General features: G+C 44.0%; 16 protein-coding genes. 14 read left to right on the top strand and 2 right to left on the bottom strand.

The window, feature by feature from the left end:
• Positions 1-37 precede the first annotated feature (37 nt).
• The 6 genes from MKY54_RS18365 to MKY54_RS18340 all read left to right on the top strand — a co-directional run bounded on the left by MKY54_RS18365 (position 38) and on the right by MKY54_RS18340 (position 9955).
• Positions 38-1474, top strand: a complete 1437-nt coding sequence (locus tag MKY54_RS18365; protein ID WP_339187480.1) for a glycosyl hydrolase family 28 protein — start codon at positions 38-40, stop codon at positions 1472-1474.
• A gap of 31 nt (positions 1475-1505) precedes the next feature.
• A complete protein-coding gene (locus tag MKY54_RS18360) occupies positions 1506-7025 on the top strand; it encodes a discoidin domain-containing protein (RefSeq protein WP_339187477.1) in 5520 nt (1839 codons plus the stop codon).
• Between the two features lie 214 nt (positions 7026-7239).
• Entirely contained in the window at positions 7240-7662 is a 423-nt protein-coding gene (locus MKY54_RS18355) for an SRPBCC domain-containing protein (protein ID WP_339187474.1), read from the top strand.
• Position 7663: 1 nt separating this feature from the next.
• The gene (locus tag MKY54_RS18350; RefSeq protein ID WP_036688259.1) at positions 7664-7996 is read left to right on the top strand and encodes a metalloregulator ArsR/SmtB family transcription factor; all 333 of its coding nucleotides are present in this window, start codon (positions 7664-7666) and stop codon (positions 7994-7996) included.
• 109 nt (positions 7997-8105) lie between these two features.
• Positions 8106-9137 (top strand): ATP-binding cassette domain-containing protein, encoded by a 1032-nt coding sequence (locus tag MKY54_RS18345; protein WP_339187472.1) that lies wholly within the window; start codon positions 8106-8108, stop codon positions 9135-9137.
• Between the two features lie 2 nt (positions 9138-9139).
• The gene (locus MKY54_RS18340; protein WP_076129863.1) at positions 9140-9955 is read left to right on the top strand and encodes an ABC transporter permease; all 816 of its coding nucleotides are present in this window, start codon (positions 9140-9142) and stop codon (positions 9953-9955) included.
• A 139-nt stretch (positions 9956-10094) separates the two neighbouring features.
• Here MKY54_RS18340 and MKY54_RS18335 read toward each other — a convergent pair whose 3' ends face one another.
• Positions 10095-10748 (bottom strand): TetR/AcrR family transcriptional regulator, encoded by a 654-nt coding sequence (locus MKY54_RS18335; protein ID WP_076182436.1) that lies wholly within the window; start codon positions 10746-10748, stop codon positions 10095-10097.
• Between the two features lie 199 nt (positions 10749-10947).
• Here MKY54_RS18335 and MKY54_RS18330 point away from each other — a divergent pair, with 199 nt between their 5' ends.
• Positions 10948-11733 (top strand): SDR family oxidoreductase, encoded by a 786-nt coding sequence (locus tag MKY54_RS18330; RefSeq protein WP_076182433.1) that lies wholly within the window; start codon positions 10948-10950, stop codon positions 11731-11733.
• Between the two features lie 49 nt (positions 11734-11782).
• Here MKY54_RS18330 and MKY54_RS18325 read toward each other — a convergent pair whose 3' ends face one another.
• Entirely contained in the window at positions 11783-11977 is a 195-nt protein-coding gene (locus tag MKY54_RS18325) for a hypothetical protein (RefSeq protein WP_339187467.1), read from the bottom strand.
• Between the two features lie 1851 nt (positions 11978-13828).
• Between MKY54_RS18325 and MKY54_RS18320 the strand changes: the two genes are divergently transcribed.
• The 7 genes from MKY54_RS18320 (at position 13829) to MKY54_RS18290 (ending at position 20607) form a co-directional block, all read left to right on the top strand.
• A complete protein-coding gene (locus MKY54_RS18320; RefSeq protein ID WP_076129753.1) occupies positions 13829-14155 on the top strand; it encodes a PadR family transcriptional regulator in 327 nt (108 codons plus the stop codon).
• Between the two features lie 6 nt (positions 14156-14161).
• Positions 14162-15124 carry a permease prefix domain 1-containing protein gene (locus MKY54_RS18315; protein WP_076129752.1) on the top strand — a complete coding sequence of 321 codons (963 nt, stop codon included), beginning with the start codon at positions 14162-14164 and terminating at the stop codon, positions 15122-15124.
• A gap of 251 nt (positions 15125-15375) precedes the next feature.
• Positions 15376-16134, top strand: coding sequence for a Wzz/FepE/Etk N-terminal domain-containing protein (locus MKY54_RS18310; protein WP_339187464.1), 759 nt, complete (start codon positions 15376-15378; stop codon positions 16132-16134).
• Positions 16082-16789, top strand: coding sequence for a CpsD/CapB family tyrosine-protein kinase (locus tag MKY54_RS18305; RefSeq protein ID WP_076277771.1), 708 nt, complete (start codon positions 16082-16084; stop codon positions 16787-16789). Before MKY54_RS18310 ends, MKY54_RS18305 begins: the two co-directional genes overlap by 53 nt.
• Positions 16790-16794: 5 nt before the next feature.
• Positions 16795-18030: an oligosaccharide flippase family protein gene (locus MKY54_RS18300; protein ID WP_076194869.1), complete on the top strand. Its 1236-nt coding sequence runs from the start codon at positions 16795-16797 to the stop codon at positions 18028-18030.
• A gap of 92 nt (positions 18031-18122) precedes the next feature.
• Positions 18123-19349 carry an O-antigen ligase family protein gene (locus tag MKY54_RS18295; RefSeq protein ID WP_076194873.1) on the top strand — a complete coding sequence of 409 codons (1227 nt, stop codon included), beginning with the start codon at positions 18123-18125 and terminating at the stop codon, positions 19347-19349.
• Positions 19297-20607, top strand: a complete 1311-nt coding sequence (locus MKY54_RS18290) for a glycosyltransferase family 4 protein (protein ID WP_339187459.1) — start codon at positions 19297-19299, stop codon at positions 20605-20607. Before MKY54_RS18295 ends, MKY54_RS18290 begins: the two co-directional genes overlap by 53 nt.
• The last annotated feature ends 49 nt before the right edge of the window (positions 20608-20656 follow it).

Here is a 20656-nt window from a genome sequence, read left to right as displayed (position 1 = left end):
CCTTAAGAGAGTTGATTTTAAGATAACGGAGGTAGAAATGAGCGGATTAATTATTTATGAGCAGCCGAATGAAGCCCTGGGGAAAGACGATTTTACAGTGAGTGTACGAGAGCCTGGTGGGGGATGGCAAGCACTGTTTGTTTTTGAAGCAAAGGTGGATATGCATCAGGTTCGATCGACATCGATGGTTTATTTTGATATGGAAGGCACGGTGGAGGTCTCTGTTCATTGTAATAACCGGCAGATTGAACAAGCGGTTATTCGCCCTTTGGCAACCCATATTCCCTTTCAAATCGAAGAGAATACCCTTTTGTTCACATTGGAGCACCCGTGTAAGCTTTCCATTGAAATCAATGGAGAACGTTTTAGTAACTTGCATCTTTTTGCCAACCCCTTGGAGACAGCCCCACCTAAACTTGACGATGATAATGTAGTGCTTGTCCAACCAGGAATACATCAATTTGCGGCTATCGCAGAACAAGCTCAGCATTTGTCAGAAAGGGCTAATGGGGAGCGTCAAACGATATATTTTATGCCCGGGCTTCATCAATTCGAGAATCCAATGCTGCATATCCCTTCTGGGACCACAGTTTATATTGCCGGAGGCGCGATCCTTTGCGGATCCATAATGATTGACCATGCTGAGAATGTTGTTGTTCGCGGCAGAGGTGTTCTGTATTTGGCGGATATGGAGAAAACCACTTATTTAAGAGGCGTTCAAATCCAGCATTCTGAACAGGTTGAGATCGAAGGGATCATCACGCTTGATCCTCCGCATTACAGTATATATATCGGAGCGTCTAAGCATATCCGCATTCATAACTTCAAAGCTTTCAGTACACGCGGCTGGTGTGATGGAATTGATATGATGGCTAGCTCAAATGTGGATATTAAAGATGTGTTCTTGAGAACTTCTGATGATTGCATTGCCATTTACGGCAGCCGTGGAGAGTATTATGGAGACTCACGCCATATCACAGTTAAAGATTCCATACTCTGGGCGGACGTTGCTCATGCCATGCATGTCGGTATTCATGGTGATCACCAACATAATGGCGATTTTATAGAAAATATTTGGTTTGAAAATATCGATGTGCTTGAGCATCACGAGCCGCAGGAAAATTATTGGGGGGTTATGGCAATCTGTGCAGGGGATAACAATACCGTTCGTAAGGTTACTTTCAAAAATATCCGGGTGGAGGATTTTGAACTGGGGCAGCTGTTTGATGTCCGCGTGGTGTGGAATAAAACCTATAATCCGGTGCCAGGACGATGTATCGAAAATATAGAGTTTAGCGATATCACCTACAATGGGAAGAATATCAATCCTTCCCGTATATTCGGCTATGACGAGGAAAGAGGTGTGAAGGATATTTATTTTTATAATCTTCAGATTAATGGAGAGGTTATTGTCGACCTGAATAACAAACATTTTGTAGTGAATGAATTTGCCAGCGGTATTTATTTGCATTAAATCAGAGGATGTAAATGAATGGAGGAGAACAATGAATTCATTTAAAGAGCTACTCTTTGGAAAATCGCTTAAACGTATTTTTAGGATCACAGTTTCCTTAAGTTTGTTGGTAACGCTAGTGCCTTTATCGGCAGAAGGAGCCGCAGTAGAATCGACAGAGCTGTCGATAATTACGGATTACCAACCTACCATTAATGAGGTTATAGATGAAAGCGGATTCAAACATCCGGGTGTTGGCCTGACCAAGGATATTCTTGAGAATATTAGGACACAGGTACGGGCGCAAAAAGAACCCTGGATCGCTTATTATAATCAGATGCTTCTCTCTCCGGCAGCTTCAAGGACGGTCACTTCCAACAATCAAAGTGGTGCGGATCCGTTGAAACCAGCGAGCGATGCTTTTAATAGCCAGGGCTTTAATTCAAGATTTATAGCGGATGGTTTGAAGGCTTATACACAAGCTCTATTGTATGTAATATCGGGTGATGAGGTTTACAGAGCCAATGCCATGCATATTATCCGGATTTGGTCACAGATGGACCCTGAGAAATACGTGTATTTTAATGATGCACATATTCATACAGGAATTCCACTTAATCGAATGGTTACTGCGGCGGAAATCTTAAGGTACACAAGTGCTCAAACTGAAGAGCTGAAATGGACGGAAAAAGATGTCGCTGATTTTACGAATAATCTTATTAATCCGGTTATTGAAACGTTCCAACACACAAATGATCGTTTTATGAACCAGCATCTTTATCCGCTGCTTGGAGCTATGTCAGGTTATATTTTTACAGGAAATACAGAGAGGTACAATGAGGGAGTTGAATGGTTTACCGTCAATAAAACCGCTGTCGATCAGGGGCAAAATGGCGCGATAAAAGCTTTATTCAGATGGGTTGATACAAATATTGTAACAGGGGAAAAAGTTAATCCACCCGTAGTTCAGCATGTTGAAATGGGCAGAGATCAGGCGCATGGCGCTGGGGATATAACGAATGTAGAGATTTTATCACGTTTATTATTGGCTCAGGAAACAAAGGTAGATCCGGTAGAGGGGACTGTTTCTAGTGCGCCAAATGCGGTGGGTCCGTATGAATTTCTAGATCAACGGATTTTAAAAGCTGCCGACTACTTTGCTCAGTATATGATTGGCCATGATACACCATGGATTCCAGTGGCGGCACATACAGATGTAAATGGAAATCCAACGATTATCTATAAACACTTGGCTGGCGGTTACAGGGGGAGAATTGGCGGTAATGTCTATGATCTTTATTATTATTATAAATATACAGCTGGAATAAATATGGAGGTTGAAGCTCCTTATTTTAGCGAGATGTTTGCTAAGCGATTGCCTTTCTATTGGGAGTCTCCGGATGGAGGCGGGGATTATTGGCTGTACATTCCTAAAGAAGCAGAGGGCGAGGGTACGCTCAATTTGCCGAAGGTGATAACGAATCCAGATTTGAGAGAACTAGAAGACCGGTACACGAAGCTTGATGGTCACTCCACCACAAAACAAGAAGGAGACACTACTTACGTTGAAATTACCGCAACAGATGAGGGCAGTAAAATTGCTTTTGTGGGTGCAAGCAGTGGCGAACGAATCATTGCTTTTAAGATTCGGACTAATGGCATAGCAACCATGGAGGTGTTTGGCGATACCGTTACGCTGCCTGATACAAAGGGGCAATGGAGGTATATTCAGTATGAGTTCAATGAGTTCCAAGGCTTCAGCGATCTTGTCTATTTTAATGTAAAAGGAAATGGAACAACAGTCGATATTGACCATATTAATTTAAAAGCTGGGGCACAGCTTACCCCTCCAGTATTTACATCAGGAAAGGCACCAGTATCTTTATTTACCTATGAGGGATCTACAGCTGCAATTCAATTTGATTTCTCTGCGACAGACGCAGGTGCAACGGATGTTGTTACCTATCAAGCGGATCAGTTACCTGAGGGTGCAGTGTTCAATGAGACTTCAGGTGTTTTCTCTTGGTCTGGAGCACATGCGGGAACCTACTCCTTTGTAGTGAGTGCCGCAGATGGAACTTCGGTTACAGCCAAGGATGTTAGTGTTGTAGTAGCGAATGATCGGCAATCTGCCGTCAACGCCGTCATTTCTCCTTATCATGTTGATGTGCCTTACATTTCGGCAACGTTAGCTTACTATAAGCAAGTGCACGCTGAGGTAATGGATGTAATTACTACTGCCACTGACGAGGTCTTCTATCAAAAGTTATTTGACCTGAATCTCGCAGTGCAAAGTCTTAAAGAATTGACGCCATTAATGAAAGATGGAAGTGTTAATTTTACGAATATGTTTGTTAGCTCAACCTTTGGTAACGCTGTCCCGAATCTGCTGGACAACACAAATGATAGTTTTGTGGGGTATTATACAGCGCAGGATCGGGCGCATTACATGGATTTAGGACCGGATTTTCAAATATCAGCAGAAAGCTTTGAGCTTCAGGTAAGAGCTAGTTTTCCGGAGAGAATTGGCGGCGTTGCAATGTTCGGATCGAATGACAAAGAAAATTGGACCCGCTTAACCCCCGGCTTGACAACAGTTACTGAAGATATGCAGAGACTTGAGGTTCAAGCAGGCCTGGAGCATGAAAAATTCCGATTTTTGAAAATGGAAATGATAAAGCCTTCGAGTACTATGCTGGAAATTGCTGAATTTAGAATCTTTGGCCAGCGGTATGAGACAGTAAATCTATTAGAGTCCGTGTCCATTCACTCGGACCAAAGCTTACGAAATCGAATTATACCCGGGGATACGATTCAATTATCCTTTAAGTCTACAGAAATGATCCATAATGTCACGGCCCATATACAGGGTCAACCTGTTGCAGTCAGTTCTGTGGACAATATCAACTGGACAGCTATGCTTGTGGTGAATGAAAATGTTCCATCAGGTACTGTGAAATTTAAGATTAATTATAAAACGGCAGCTGGAGCGGATGCAGTAGAGACTATTTTTACAACAGATGGTTCTACTTTATTCATTGCAGATCAGACGGGACTTGTCGCTAATGTGCTTGAGATAGCAAACCTAATCGATTCCAGTGGAAGAAATCCGGCTGATCTTTTGGCAACAGCAAAAGTTTTATTTGATAATCATTTAGGTTCCATCACTGATTTTCGTTTAAATGGCAGTGGTTATGGTGCATATCTAACCTTTGACTTTAAAGAAGGCGGCCAGGCATTGCTGTCTAGGGTAGAAGTAATCGGAAGGCAAGATAATTATGCGGGCAGAATTAATGGAACAGTGGTGCAAGGCTCCAATGACAATGTGACGTGGATCACGATCTCTAATGTAGCAGGAAATACGCCGGAATGGCAGACGTTGACGATTAACAGCACAGAACCCTATCGTTATATCCGCATCACCAATGGAAACAACTGGTATGGAAACATGGCTGAACTACGTTTGTATGGTGATGTTACAATCAATTCAAAGCTTGATGCGGTATCCATTAGCTCCGACCAAAGTATCCAGAAACGAATTGTGTCTGGGAACACGGTGAAATTGTCTTTTAAAGCAAGCGATGCAATTAACCAAGTGAATGTCAATATTCAGGGTCAAGTCGCAACCATTGCTACTGTCGATAAGATCAATTGGACGGCTGAAGCGGTCATGGGCAATAACGTACAACCTGGGCCTGTGAACTTTAGTATTAAATACAAGTCAAAGGAGGGAATCGAGGGGCCGGAAAAAACATCAACTACAGATGGTTCATCTCTGTACATTCCCGATGAGACCGAGTTGATTAGTAATGTGCTTGCGATTACTAATTTAAGTGATTCCAGTGGGAGAACACCAACTGATCTCAGGAATGTTGCGGGATTATTATTCGATGGAAATGCAGGCTCAATTACGGATTTTCGGGTAAATGGCAGTGGATATGGAGGATTTATAACGTTTGATTTTAAAGAAGGGAATAGGGTTCAGCTGTTCAAGGCAGAGGTGCTTTCCAGGCAAGATAATTATTTTACACGAATCAATGGGACTGTGGTTCAGGGTTCGAATGATAATACAAGCTGGACGACAATCTCCTCTCCTGCAGGAAAAACGATGGATTGGCAGACCTTAAGTATTAGTAACGCAGAAGCCTATCGTTATATCCGTATCTATAATAGTAGTAATTGGTTTGGAAACATGGCAGAATTACGCTTTTATGGTGTAGTGAAAGGGGCAGATCATACAGCTCCGGTGACAATGGATGATGCACCACAAGGTTGGACCAACAAGGATACGTTGGTAACCTTCACAGCTACAGATGCGGGCTCTGGTGTTGCGGCAACCTATTTCACTGTAAACGATGGCGAGCAGCAAACCGGGAATTCAGTTATTTTGTCCAATGAAGGAACACATAAGTTAGTTTATTGGAGCGTTGATAGAGAGGGTAATGTGGAACAGCCGCAGAAGACTGCTGTGGTGAAGATTGATCGGACCGCACCACAGGTGGTAATTAACGGAGAGATTTCCTATACCATAGAGCAGACATTAAACATCACCTGTAGTGCAGCTGATACTGTATCAGGCATCACTTATTCGCCATGTGATTCAACGCTCGCAGATGTTAAAGCGTATACGCTGGAAGCGGGAACTCATAGTGTAACTGCGAAAGCCGAGGATGCGGCGGGCAATGTCGGGTTGGCAAAACATTCGTATAGTGTATATGCGACATTTGACAGCTTGTCGGCATTAACCAAAAATTTTGCAGCTGAGACAGATGCTCCAGATTTAGAAAATGTAACCAATTCACTTAAGCAGCAGCTGGCTAACGCCAAAGAAAAAGCTCAGCAGCATGCTGGCGCAGAAGTTCACAGCTTGCTGGAAGCTTTTAATAGTGAAGTGAATCTCCAGAGCAATCAGGTGTTCACTTCTGAGCAGGCAGAGGTTCTAGTCCGTTGGTCACAATGGCTCCAGAATACAACTCCGCTTGCTGGTGGAGCCCCTGGAAAGCCAGTGTTATCTGACAATAATGGGCACGACACCGGGCTTCGAGATGGTAGCTATGCCGTCACGATGAATCTTTGGTGGGGGAACAACGGTACCGAGTTTAAGCTCTATGAAAACGATGTACTGATCAGTACCCAGATGCTGACGGACAGCTCACCGAATGCACAAGCCATGAGTACGGATATTGTGGGCAAATCAAATGGAACCTACACGTACACGTGCGAGCTAGTCAACAGCTTCGGTTCGACTACCTGCGATCCGCTAATCCTTACTGTTACAGATGCAGCGCCGGGCAAGCCTATAGTATCCCACGACAACTGGAGTGGGGATGGAACTTACGACGTTGTGATGAATATGTGGTGGGGAACCAATGGTACTGAGTACCGTTTGTATGAGAATGGAGAAGTAATCGACACACAGACACTAAGCACGGCTACCCCTGCGGCTCAGATGACAGTTACGAAACTTAAAGATAAGACACCAGGTGTATATGAATACTACGCGGTATTAGTCAATGCATCAGGCGAGACATCTAGCGAGAAAATCACAGTAACTGTCAAGCCAAGAAACTGACCATAGAGCTGATGTAATAGGAAGGCCCTTTCTTCGGGATGACTGAGGGATGGGCTTTTTTATAGCAGTTAAAGGATATTATTGAGGGATTGAGACGTTGAATAACGAACGGAGAATTAGGGGAATCTGTAAATTGACATAACACCTAAAGGTGTTATAATGAAAAGCGAACCCAAAAGGTGTTATATTAAATGAATGCTGGAGGCTATTTATTATGCAAACTCAAGAACCCTTACAAGAAATTCGTCAAACGATTTTACTAAATGCGCCAATAGAAAAGGTTTGGAAAGCTGTTGCCACGGCAGAAGGAATGGCAGCCTGGTGGATGCCTAGTACATTTGAGCCTGTTGTTGGGCATGAATTCATCCTGCATGCTGGACAATTCGGAGATTCTCCTTGTAAAGTAACCGAAGTTGATCCTCCGAATCGTGTTGGTTTTAATTGGGGGAAGGATTGGCATCTTGCTTTTGAACTGAAAGAAATCGAAGGGAAAACTGAATTTACCTTGATTCATTCTGGATGGGACCCTGAAAAAATTACTGAATTTGGCCAACCACATCCAATCGTACGCGGCTTTATGAACAGCGGCTGGGAAAAAATCGTCCAAGAAAAACTTCCTGCTTATATCGAGGCTTAATATGCCGGTTGCAGAAGCAGGACATGATGTATTTCAAGCGATAGCAGATCCTACCCGCCGCAGTCTGCTAAAGCTGCTCGCTAATAAGGAAATGTCTATAGCATCTATTACGGATTGCTACCCGATCAGCCGAACCGCTGTTAATAAGCATTTACAGGTATTGTCCGATGCGCAGCTTGTTAGCAGTCAGAAAGTCGGACGGGAGACCCGGTATAAGCTTCAGCCAGAACCTTTGCTGGAGCTGCAAGATTGGCTTGCCTTTTTTGAAGGTTACTGGGCTAATAAATTATTTGCGCTTAAAGAATATGTTGAGGCTGACTCAGAGGAGAAGTAATAAACCGGGAGGCGTGAGATCGCGCTCCCCGGTTTTTTGTGTTGTTTAAATTCAGTTTATAAAAGGGAGTTACCATCACAATACAAACTAAAACGTTGGAGGAATTGTAATGGTAAATGAACGCAAAAAAATAATTGAGCCCAACCCTGGAGATTGGGCCGTCGAAGCGCGTGGGCTTGTCAAAACGTTTGGTGACAATCGCGCAGTTGATGGAGTAAATTTAAACGTTAAGGCAGGCACGATTTACGGCGTTCTTGGTCCCAATGGGGCAGGAAAGACGACGGTAATTCGGATGCTGGCTACGTTACTTCGTCCGGATGCGGGGGCGGCGCGAATCTTCGGGCATGATGTGGTAAAGGAGTCGCAGATTGTTCGGCAATTGATAGGGGTTACGGGACAATATGCTTCTGTAGATGAGTCACTTAGTGCTACAGAGAATCTGATTATCTTTTCACGTCTTTTAGGGTTAGGGCGGGCAGAGGCGCGGCAAAAGGCAGCGGAGTTGTTAGAAGAGTTTGGTTTGACGGAGGCGGCGAAACGGCCGCTTCGAAATTTCTCTGGTGGTATGCGCCGACGTCTGGATCTTGCAGCGAGTCTGATTGCCCAGCCTCCGCTTATCTTTTTGGATGAACCAACAACAGGTCTGGACCCACGGACACGTTCGCAAATGTGGGATACCATTCGTCGGTTGGTGAACACAGGATCAACAGTGCTGTTAACTACACAGTATCTTGAAGAAGCCGATCAGCTGGCAGATCGTATTGCAGTTATTGATCATGGCCATGTCGTTGCAGAAGGCACCGTGGATGAGCTAAAAGCTTCAGTGGGCACCACCTCGCTGCACTTAAAAGTCCAAAATCTTAAAGATATCGCTCAAGCGCGCCGGATTGTGGAACATGTGCTGCATATCCAGTCTATTGTGCCGAATGAGGCTGGAAAAATTACTGCACCGATGGCGAACGCTGATTTAGTCACTGATTTGCTTATTGCACTCCGCGAAGCGGGGATTCCACTCGCAGAGATGAGTGTGCAGAAACCGACGCTTGATGAAGTGTTTTTGACGATCACTGGCCATGGAGCTACGGATGAGGCATCCCAAGCATCACAAGAATCAATGAATAAGGAGGCAGCAAGAGCATGAGTATGAGAACTTCTACTATTAGTCCAGGTGCGACCCGACAATTGAAAAACCATACGAGCTTCAAACAATCTGTTCGTAACTCGTTAACGATGGCTTATCGCGGGATATTGAAAATCCGTCGCACACCCGAGCAATTGTTCGACGTAACGCTGCAGCCAATTATTTTCACACTAATGTTTACTTATATTTTTGGTGGAGCCATATCAGGAGATGTAGTGAGCTATTTGCCCGTTATTATTCCTGGTATTCTAGTGCAGACTGTAATCACGACCTCCATCGTCACTGGTGTCCAACTGCGGGAAGACATGGATAAAGGGGTGTTTGACCGCTTTAAGTCATTGCCGATTGCCCGAATAGCCCCACTAGCCGGAGCTTTGTTGGCAGATACGATTCGATATACGATCGCTACTGTGCTTACTTTTGTCATGGGCTATATTATGGGTTACCGACCTGATGGCGGTCTGGAGCATGTCGCAATTGCTGCGCTTTTGGTTATTGTCTGCTCCTGGTCGATTAGCTGGATTTTCGCTTTCTTTGGTGTGATTGCCCGAACCGCTTCCAGCGTACAGGGGATATCAATGATTGTGTTGTTCCCACTCACGTTTCTATCCAACGCCTTCGTGCCTGTAGATACGATGCCTAACTGGCTGCAATGGTTTGTCAAAGTCAATCCAATCTCGCATCTTGTGTCAGCTGTCCGTGAGCTTGCTAACTCTGGAACCGTAGGCTGGGATTTCGCTATCTCACTTATCGGAGCTGCTGTGATTGTTGCGGTTTTTGCACCTATCACTGTGCGTGCATATATGCGCCGGACATAATTAGAGAGATGAAGAAGCGGCAGAAATGCCGTTTTTTTTTGTGTTTTTTTAGCATGTTAAAAAAGCCGTGATCTAAGGATATCCCAAGATTACGGCTTGAATTTATTGAGTAGGGACTTGCAAAGAGGCCTTTTTAGAATTAATTATCTTTTTTAAAGAAGGTATGAATTAAATTGGAGACCGATCTATCATATAATATTTTAGCTGTTTCCTCATTTTGAATATGTCCCCCTAAATGCAGATGAATGACGCCATGCAATGACGCCCACACCAGGTTCACAACAAGCAGAGGGTCTTTTTCGTTAATAAATCCTTGTTCGATGGCTTCTGTAATAAGGGCTATCACTTGTTGTAGTGCCGTAAAGATAGCATGTAAGCTTTCCTCCTCCGGTTTGAATTCGCTAAAGGCTCCTCCGAACATAACCATATAATAGCTAGTATGATTCCGTGAGAAATCCCAATAAGCTTGTCCAAGCTCGCGAAGATATAAATTTAGATTGTCTTGTTTTGGAACCGCTTGAAAGGCAGCAGCCAACAATTTACACCCTTGCAGAAAAAGCTCCTTCGCTAAACCTTCCTTGTTTCCAAACAAGTTATAAATGATTTTTGTGGGACATTCCATTTTTTCAGCAACCTTACGGATGGTTACACCTTCGGGTCCAGATTCATGCATAATGGCCGCAGCGGCTTCGATAATGTTGAGTCTTAATGTTTCCGCATGCTGTTGTTTTGCTTTTGGGTAGGTTGTAACAGATTGTGCATCTATAGAAGATATTTTGGACGATTTTTGCATGTAGTTTCACTTCCTTAGAACTTTACTTTAGCTTTTTTTAGATAGCCGTTATTTCTAAACCTTATTTTACTGATGTAGAAGAGAAATAGCCAATAATTAAATGTGTAGAACTTTATTTGACAACGCAACTTCACTTGGATACAATGATTCTTATTGAAACACTGTTTCTAAATGGTCGTTAAAGGGAGAGAGGATAACAATGATTACAATTCAAAATAAATGGACGTTGATTACCGGAGCTTCTTCGGGTATAGGTGAAGCGTTTGCTCGAGAACTTGCAGCCAAAGGAAGTCACTTAATTTTAGTCGCCCGTTCTGAAGATAAACTGATTGCTTTAGCGGAAAAATTAAAACGAGAATTTCAAATTCAAGCGGAGGTTCTGGTTGCTGATTTATCTCAAGAAGGTTCCCCTGAAAGGCTCTATCAACAATGTGTAGAACGTGGCTTGAACGTTGATATTCTTATTAATAATGCAGGTTTTGCTACGCATGGGCTTTTTGAACAACTATCTGGTTCGAGACAACATGAAGAAGTGATGCTAAATGTTTTGGCGGTTGTAGATCTGACCCATTTGTTTTTGCCAGAGATGTTAAATAGAAAAAGTGGAGTGATCATAAACGTTGCATCAACAGCTGCATTTCAACCTCTCCCTAATATGGCTGTATATGGAGCGACAAAAGCTTTTGTATTATCATTTACTCAAGCGCTATGGGAGGAAAATCGGAAACGGGGCGTACAATTTCTTGCGTTATGTCCGGGGTCTACGGAAACAGAATTTTTTAATGTCGTGGGAGCCGATGAGGCTTCGGTAGGGAAACGAGACACGCCAGAAAATGTCGTTCAAGTGGCTCTTCGGTCGCTTCAGGCTAAAAAAGTATTTGTTGTCCCAGGATTTACAAACTATATTTCTGCTCAAATGTCACGTTTTTTCACACGTAAACAAATGCTTTATTTTGTTGGACGCATGCTCCGTACACGACATTAATAGGTCAACGTATTCAAGTTGGTGTATTCATTAGCAATGATTAACTATTTTATTGATTATAAAAAAACAACAAAACCGCGGTTCTCCCCAATATGGGAGAACCGCGGTTTTGTGTTTTAACTAGCTGATTTTGACTCCGTTCGCTTGAATTTACACCAACATCACCAACATCACCAACATCACCAACATCACCAACATCACCAACATCATCAACATCAACATCATCCAACATCACTATCAACATCGTCAATATCACCAACATCAATATCAACAATCGACATCTAAATCTCAATCACACCGCCGACTCATAATCATCCACTGTGGTACGGACCCAGATGATGTTATTAGCATGTTTTTCGCAGTTCTAGCGTAGTTTCGGACTCCAGTGCAGCTATTCCCTAGAAAGTACCCTAAATATGATGTTTTGTGCGCCAATAGGTGCATTGGAGTCCGATAGGATCAGCAAAATGGGGAATTTCTGCGAATAAGGTCAACTGAGTCCGATAGTATCTCGTCCAGGGTAATTAACTAACTAATGTATTAAGGTTCAATAAAAAGGAAAACAAACCAGCGTTGGTTTGTTGCTTCAATAGATAATGGGGCAAGCAAGGCTAACGGACCCCAATGACACTATTAGTATGTTTTTCGCAGTTCTAGCGTAGTTTCGGACTCCAGTGCAGCTATTCCCTAGAAAGGGCCCTAAATATGATGTTTTGTGCGCCAATAGGTGCATTGGGGTCCGATAGGATCAGCAAAATGGGGAATTTCTGCGAATAAGGTCAACTGAGTCCGATAGTAGCTCGTCCGGCAAAGTAAGGGGAAGTAAACACCTATGTTCTTGCAGTCAGCCTTATTGTATTAAGGTTCAATAAAAAGGAAAACAAACCAGCGTTGGTTTGTTGCTTCAATAGATAATGGGGCAAGGAAGGCTAACGGACCCCAATGACACTATTAGTATGTTTTTCGCAGTTCCAGCGCAGTTTCGGACTCCAGTGCAGCTATTCCCTAGAAAGTGCCCTAAATATGATGTTTTGTGCGCCAATAGGTGCATTGGAGTCCGATAGGATCAGCAAAATGGGGAATTTCTGCGAATAAGGTCAACTGAGTCCGATAGTAGCTCGTCCGGCAAAGTAAGGGGAAGTAAACACCTATGTTCTTGCAGTCAACCTTTTTGTATTAAGGTTCAATAAAAAGGAAAACAAACCAGCGTTGGTTTGTTGCTTCAATAGATAATGGGGCAAGTAAGGCTAACGGACCCCAATGACACTATTAGTATGTTTTTCGCAGTTCTAGCGTAGTTTCGGACTCCAGTGCAGCTATTCCCTAGAAAGGGCCCTAAATATGATGTTTTGTGCGCCAATAGGTGCATTGGAGTCCGATAGGATCAGCAAAATGGGGAATTTCTGCGAATAAGGTCAACTGAGTCCGATAGTAGCTCGTCCGGCAAAGTAAGGGGAAGTAAACACCTATGTTCTTGCAGTCAACCTTATTGTATTAAGGTTCAATAAAAAGGACAACAAACCAGCGTTGGTTTGTTGCTTCAATAGATAATGGGGCAAGGAAGGCTAACGGACCCCAATGGCGTTATTAGTATGTTTTTCGCAGTTCCAGCGCAGTTTCGGACTCCAGTGCAGCTATTCCCTAGAAAGTGCCCTAAATATGATGTTTTGTGCGCCAATAGGTGCATTGGGGTCCGATAGGATCAGCAAAATGGGGAATTTCTGCGAATAAGGTCAACTGAGTCCGATAGTAGCTCGTCCGCCAATGTAAGAGTAGGTAAACGTCACCGTCTATGCACACAGCCTACTAGTAAACACCATCGTCCTGCAAACAACCAATTGGTAAACACCCCGCCCTCGCAAACAGCCTACTAGTAAACACCATCGTCCCCGCAAACACTACTGGCCTGCACCTTCGTATACCTAACCTCATATTGGAAGCTACCTCATGCGCAGACAGCAATTGTGATTTAATCAAGGAAGGTTCGGTCCTCAAATTATGTTGGCCTATTTTTCCATTAACTACTTCATCTGTCGTAGTAATTATGTTATACTGCAACTACTACGACAGATGAAGTAATCATGGGGGGATATTTTTGATCAGCAGTGATGTTATACGCGGCTACAATGATACGATGATCCTATACATGCTGCTGGACGGGGAATCTTACGGGTACGAGATTTCCAAAAATATCAGGCAGTTAACGCAGGAGAAATATGTCATGAAGGAGACAACGTTATATTCTGCCTTCACCCGACTGGAGAAAAACGGATATATAGAATCCTTTTATCTGGATGAGAGTCTTGGCAAGCGGCGTACGTATTACCGGATTACCCCTTTGGGTCTCGCCTATTACCGAGAAAAATGTGAGGAATGGAAGGTTACACAGCAAGTTGTAAACCAATTTATCAAGGAGTGGTGATAGAGCATGGAGACGATCATAGTATATCTGGATAATATGTTTGCGGGTCTGCCAAAGACTCCGGAACTGGAACATCTGAAGCAAGAGCTGCTATCAGGGATGGAGGAGAAGTACCTGGAGCTGAAGCTTGCTGGCAAGTCGGAGAATGAGGCGATTGGTATCGTCATATCGGAATTCGGCAATATTGAAGAGCTGACAGCGGAGCTTGGCATCGATCCAGTTGCGCCAGAACAGGCTATTCCGGTGCTGACGGAAGAAGAGGTTTACGCTTATGCGGCGGCCAGACGAAGCGCTGGATTATGGACGGGGATCGGCGTTTTTCTCTGCGCATGCGGAGTGGCGTTTTTGATCACCCTGGATACAATATTTGAAAATAAGGCTGTTATGAGTGATAAAGGTTCGATGCTGGGGCTGGTCGGAATGTTCGTGCTGGTCGCTATCGCGGTCGGGATGTTTATACACAGCGGAATGAAGCTGGATCGCTTTAAGAGTCTGGAGCAAGGCTTTCAGCTGCCTTATGCTCTAAAAATGGCGCTTCAACGCAGCCAAAGTCTTTATGCTCCGACTTACCGTCTTTCTCTGATTACAGGAGTCTGCCTATGCGTGCTGTCGCCGGCTTTTATCTTTACCACTAGCTATGTCAACGATGACTATGCTCCCTATGGAGTCGCTGCTTTTCTGTTTATTGCAGCTGTGGCGGTGTTTTTGTTCATCTATTACGGGAATATCCAGGGTACTTATACGAAGTTGCTGGAGGAGCCGAATATCACTGCAGAGAAGCAGGAAGAGAACCGATTTGTTGGAGTTGTTGGGGCTGTATTATGGCCTTTGGCGACGGCGATTTTTCTGTTCACGGGTTTTGTCTATGGGCGCTGGGACGTCAATTGGGCAGTATTCCCAATTGCTGGAGTTCTATCCGGCATGTTAAGCAATGTTCATCATGTTCTGAAACGTAAAGATATCTCCTGATGGTGTTAACTGCACTTGTACATTCCTGAACTAGATAGATTATATGTAAGGTATTCTACCAGTTGATTTTACTGGAAGAATGCCTTTTTTTGTTGGATTTTAACAGGTGAGCTAAATGAGCCCTTTAATATTTTGACATTTAAATTTTAAGTACGGACTTGGACATATGTTGAGAGAAAGAGAATATGAATATACAACAATAATCTTGTTAAAGAGGCGACAATACATTAACTAGTTAGGAGAAATGATCGATGGAATTCGAACTGGGCAGCATTTTGAAACTAGTAAAACGTAGGCTGCTGTTCATTATTGTATTATGTATCGCTGCAGTCGGGCTCGCTGGTAGTGTTAGCTATTATGTTTTACAGCCGAAATACGAGGCGACAGCTTCTATACTTATTCAAGGGGACAGGCAGCAGAAAGCAATTAATGACATTATGGCCGGACAAAAGCTGGTAACCACTTACGGGGAGATCATTCGAAGCAGCAGGATAGCGGAAGAGGTTGTCAGAACGCTGCAGCTAAAAATGACAGCGGAAGAGTTGCTCAAAAATGTGAAGACAAGAACCAACAGTGAATCACTCGTAACAACGGTAATTGTGACTGATTCAAAAGCTCAACGGGCAACAGATATCGCGAATGGCTTCGGAGAAGCCTTTAATGCAAATATCCAATCGATTATGGGGGTTGAGAATGTTGTATTTCTCGACCGTGCCAAGGTTCCTTCTGATCCTGTCTCACCTAAGCCGGTCTTCAATATGGCTATTGCCTTCGGATTGGCGCTGATTACCGGGATCGCAATCTCTATCCTCCGGGAAATGATGGAGAAACCCGTGAGAAGTGCCAAAGATATTCAGCTTGATTTGCAGCTTCCGCTTCTGGGAACCGTGGGCAAATTGAAGCCACGTAAACGGCGGAATAAAGCGAAAACCAAATCAGCAGAAGGAGCCACAAGTTATGAAGAAGAAGACGCCAAAATTATATTGCCTGGAACAACCGAAGTCATCTAACGGAGATCAATTCCGAAGCATACGCTCCAATATTCGTTATACCCGCGTTGGTGGAGAGATCCGCTCTTTATTAGTCACAAGCTCGCTTCCGGATGAAGGGAAATCAACGGTAGCGATAAACCTGGCGATTGCCATGGCGGAAGCTGGTAAGACAGTTCTACTCATTGATGGGGATCTACGTACGCCAACGGTGCATAAGGCATTTGATCTGCCTAATTGGATCGGGCTTAGCAGTATCTTAGTGGATCATACCCGCTTAGAGGATTGCATTATTTCTATTGAGGAAGCAGAAGGTTTGTCTGTATTGACCTCTGGTCCGATTTCACCAAATCCCGCTGAATTACTAGGCTCTGAAGGAATGAAGCGATTGTTTGCAGAGCTGAGCGTGCGTTTTGATACGATTGTCATCGACTCATCTTCTGTATTAATGCCATTTTCGGATGCCCTTATTTTGGCAACGATGACTGAGGGGGTATTGCTAGTTGTGAAATCCGGAAAAGTGCTCTTAAAGCACACGAGTTCTGCCAAGCACTTGTTAGAGCAGCAGGGAGCACATTTACTGGGAGCCGTATTGAATTATCGGAAAAAGAGCAGGCGTTCCAAGATTCGTGGTGAAGATTTTGCCGAGTGGGCCTCTTCTTCAGGAATGGTCTGACGTCTATGTCATTTGCTTCTCTTCGTTATTTGCTCGGGAATATCACTTACGCTGGTGCTCAGTTTGTGATTGTGATCCTGCTGAATAAATTCGGGTCATCGGCAATCGTGGGGCAATATTCGCTAGGGCTTGCAGTTACTGCTCCGATCTTTATGCTGTCGCATCTACATCTTCGTTCCGTATTAATCGTTGATTCATCGGGGAAATACAGTTTTGGAGACTTTCTGGGCTTACGGCTGATAACAACCGCCCTTGCGTTTACGATTACCGCAGGTTTTTGCATAATGAGTGGTTTGGATTGGAATACAGCATTGGTTATTTTCTTCATCGGTCTGTATAGAATCGTTGAATCAATCAGTGATATTTTATTAGGCATCGTTCAAAAGGAGGAGAGATTAGATCAAATCTCAATCTCCAGAATGGCAAAAGGGTTATTCTCCATTCTAATCTTCATCCTCGTATTTATCCCTACACAGAGCCTTATTCTTGCCTTGTTAGTCATGATTATCGGATGGTTAGCGATAACGATTGGATATGATGCTCGTAAAGCGAGAATATACACTTCTCTCAGGCCACTCTTCAACAAAAGAAGCCTATGGAGTTTACTGATCGTCAGTTCACCGCTAGGCGTGGTGTTGGCGTTGATGTCGTTAAATACGAATATCCCATTATACGCGATTTCCTATTTTAAAGGGGAGCATGACTTAGGTATTTATGCTTCACTCTCATATATGATTGTTGCCTGTAATGTTGTCGTCACCGCACTTGGTGAAGCCATAACACCACGTCTTGCCAGGTGGCATTCAGCCGGGAGACACAAGGAGTTTGTCACTTTACTCAGCCGAATGATAGCGATGGGTTTGGGTTTTAGTTCGGTCGCTTGTTTGATAGGGTGGTTGTTTGGACACAAGCTGTTAACCTTATTATTCAGTTCAGACGTGGCAGGAGAGTTAGGGTTGTTTCATTGGCTGCTGGCGTCCACCATGCTGGTATTTATTTCATCCTACCTGTGGTACGCCATAACGGCTACCGGAAGGTACAAAGCCCAGATTCCATTGTTTCTGTGCACAGCATTCACTAATGGCTTATGTTGTCTGATCTTCGTACCTCATTACGGGGTAGTAGGTGCTGCGATGGGAGCTAGTTCGTCGTTATTTGTACAGATGATTGGCAGTGTAGTTGTGCTGTATCGTGTCATCGGAAAGGTAAGAAATCGGGAACAGTCGGAAGCGGCAGCATAAGTTCTTTGTTTTATAGGAAAGTAGGAAAGTAGGAAAGTAGGAAAGTAGGAACTTGTATGACATCTGTATCTGTTGTAGGGAAGCCCTACACCATGCATAATTTATTTCTGTTTGCGGTCATGGGGTATATCATATGCCTTCCGGCACAGTTTGATTTTGGTGGAGCCTTCCGTATCGCCCCGTCGGATCTCTTCTTAATGTTAGGTTTGTTTGCCGCTGGATTCCATCTCAAATTGGACCGGAGGATATTCAGTTCATGGCATTGGGGCATGTTGTTCATTTTTGTTCTAGCTTCCTTTGTATCCATTTGGCGCAACGGCTTCATAACCCAATACGCCTTACTGCAAAAAGATATTGGATTCATACTCCTATTGTTGACCTACATCATGCTTGTGCAAGCCGTAGATAGCTGGGAACGGTTATATAAGATGCTCCGATTTTTCCTGATCAGTGTGCTGCTCTTAAATGGTGTTGCCCTATTCGCTTTTTTCAGCGGAGTAAAGGTTCCGTTTATGGTGCAAGACGGGCGGTTGTCCGGCATGTTAATTGATCCCAATGCATACGGGGGATTGCTGGTGACGGCTTTTGCCATTCATATCATGACGAGTGGGGAGAAGATAAAGCTGCTGCGGGGATGGGTCAGCATACTAGCGACGATAAGCTTAGCCGGGGGCATTATGATGACTTTCTCGCGCTCGTCATGGATTGGTCTCTTCCTTGTATTACTTACACTTTTGATTACCAAACCTTCCAGACTGCTCAAGATCGGAATGGGGTTTGGTGTGGCTTTTATAGCTCTGCTGCTGTATAAAGGCACCGCTTATCTAAATGTGCTGGAGTCTATGTCCAGCAGACCTTCCCAGATCCAGTCGCGTCTTGACATCATTGACAAAGCGGTGGATTGGATCGCACAAAGTCCATTATTAGGCATTGGGCTTGGTTCCTATAATTACGAACTGCGCATTATTATCCACAACACGCCAATATGGTTTTTGACTGAATTCGGCTTATTGGGCTTGATTGTATATGGAGGATTTATGATTTGGTTCTTCATTGTGGGTATCCGTTCTTATCGTGCAGCAGATCCCATTCATAGGCCAATTATTATGGCATTGCTGTTGTCCCATGCGGCGATGATTGGGTTATCGATGGGTATTGAGGCGTTATTCCAGCGGTATTGGTGGTTCATGATGGCGATGAACGGAGCTTGCATCCGGTTAACAGACAAAAACCTGAAAGGAGAGATGCCCTATCGAACCCAACACGTTGAACGGTCAACTGGGCGCAAGCTTCGACAACGAGCAGAGCAACCTCAATAAAAGCTCAAGTAAGGACATCGGGAGTATTCCAGCTGAGGGTGGCTTACAAGCAAAGGTTGCTTTTGTAGCCTCCATATATGGGCATTTCGAGAGTTTTCATTTACCTTACATGGTGTTATTGCTGCAAAAAGGGTGTGAAGTCCATGCTTACGCTCAGCCGGGCGAAGCCAGACAGCGCTTGGAACAGCGGGGAATTGTATGTCACGACGTACCTATACAACGAAGTCCTTTACAGTTGAAGAATTGGACGGCTCTGCGGATCTTAACGAAAAGCTTCCAAGCGGAAAAATTTCAGTTCGTCCATGTACATACACCAGTGGCTTCGATTCTCGGACGGATTGCAGCCCATAGAGCAGGTGTCCCTAGCGTATTGTATACAGCTCATGGTTTTCATTTTTTTAAAGGTGCTCCTTTTCTGAACTGGATGCTTTATTATCCGTTGGAGTATTTGATGGCACGTTGGACGGATGTACTGATCACCATTAATAGTGAAGATTATGAGCGTGCTCTGAAATTCCCTGTGCGAAAAAGAGTAACTTATGTGAGCGGAGTCGGGCTTGATCTTCAGGTATACGGTAGCGGTGAGGGGGATGATGAAATTGCAAAAATGAAGGGGGTAAGTCGTCACCAGCTATTTGATTTACCTAAGAGTGACAATGATAATCCTTCATTCGTTGTTCTCTGCGTCGCTGAGTTAAATGCTAACAAAAACCAAAAACAGTTGATCGAAGCACTACATCATTTGGGTGATCAAGCAAGCGATATTCATCTAGCATTCGCAGGTACAGGTCCTTTCGAGCAAACCCTTATAGAACTTGCTACTCGGTTAGAGGTTAGGGATCAGGTGCATTTTCTGGGGTTCCGAAGAGATATACCGGATTTACTACAAGCGTGTGATGTTGCGGCACTTGTGTCCTATCGTGAGGGGTTACCCCGGGCGATTATGGAGGCGATGGCAGCAGGCAAACCCGTGATCGGCACACATATTCGGGGCATTCGCGATTTGATTGAGCATGAGTCAACGGGCATGTTGGTTCCAGTGGATGATATTGCCGCTACGGCAAAAGCACTGGTTCAACTGCGAGCGGACGCAGCTTTGACCGCAGCAATGGGTAAGGCGAACAAGGACAGGATTATTCGCTATGGATTGCCAGCGGTGCTTCGTGAAATGGACTCGATTTATATAGAAGCGCTGAAAGAACCAGGGATAAAGCCATTTCCGTCTGAATTACAACCGGGTCTGACAGCAGATAGATAATTCATTCTCGCATATACGACAACAAACGAATAAACGAATAATTAGTTAA

It is taken from the genome of Paenibacillus sp. FSL P2-0121 (assembly GCF_037975345.1).
Taxonomy (GTDB): Bacteria; Bacillota; Bacilli; order Paenibacillales; family Paenibacillaceae; genus Paenibacillus_AQ; species Paenibacillus_AQ odorifer.
This window is presented reverse-complemented; position numbering and strand designations above follow the sequence as displayed.

Coding starts and splice junctions, on each gene's coding strand:
- MKY54_RS18305 (WP_076277771.1), top strand. CDS start 16,082: ATGAAGAAGAAGACGCCAAAATTATATTGCCTGGAACAACCGAAGTCA.
- MKY54_RS18315 (WP_076129752.1), top strand. CDS start 14,162: ATGGAGACGATCATAGTATATCTGGATAATATGTTTGCGGGTCTGCCA.
- MKY54_RS18360 (WP_339187477.1), top strand. CDS start 1,506: ATGAATTCATTTAAAGAGCTACTCTTTGGAAAATCGCTTAAACGTATT.
- MKY54_RS18300 (WP_076194869.1), top strand. CDS start 16,795: ATGTCATTTGCTTCTCTTCGTTATTTGCTCGGGAATATCACTTACGCT.
- MKY54_RS18345 (WP_339187472.1), top strand. CDS start 8,106: ATGGTAAATGAACGCAAAAAAATAATTGAGCCCAACCCTGGAGATTGG.
- MKY54_RS18330 (WP_076182433.1), top strand. CDS start 10,948: ATGATTACAATTCAAAATAAATGGACGTTGATTACCGGAGCTTCTTCG.
- MKY54_RS18355 (WP_339187474.1), top strand. CDS start 7,240: ATGCAAACTCAAGAACCCTTACAAGAAATTCGTCAAACGATTTTACTA.
- MKY54_RS18365 (WP_339187480.1), top strand. CDS start 38: ATGAGCGGATTAATTATTTATGAGCAGCCGAATGAAGCCCTGGGGAAA.
- MKY54_RS18325 (WP_339187467.1), bottom strand. CDS start 11,977: ATGTTGATAGTGATGTTGGATGATGTTGATGTTGATGATGTTGGTGAT.
- MKY54_RS18350 (WP_036688259.1), top strand. CDS start 7,664: ATGCCGGTTGCAGAAGCAGGACATGATGTATTTCAAGCGATAGCAGAT.
- MKY54_RS18335 (WP_076182436.1), bottom strand. CDS start 10,748: ATGCAAAAATCGTCCAAAATATCTTCTATAGATGCACAATCTGTTACA.
- MKY54_RS18295 (WP_076194873.1), top strand. CDS start 18,123: ATGCATAATTTATTTCTGTTTGCGGTCATGGGGTATATCATATGCCTT.
- MKY54_RS18310 (WP_339187464.1), top strand. CDS start 15,376: ATGGAATTCGAACTGGGCAGCATTTTGAAACTAGTAAAACGTAGGCTG.
- MKY54_RS18340 (WP_076129863.1), top strand. CDS start 9,140: ATGAGAACTTCTACTATTAGTCCAGGTGCGACCCGACAATTGAAAAAC.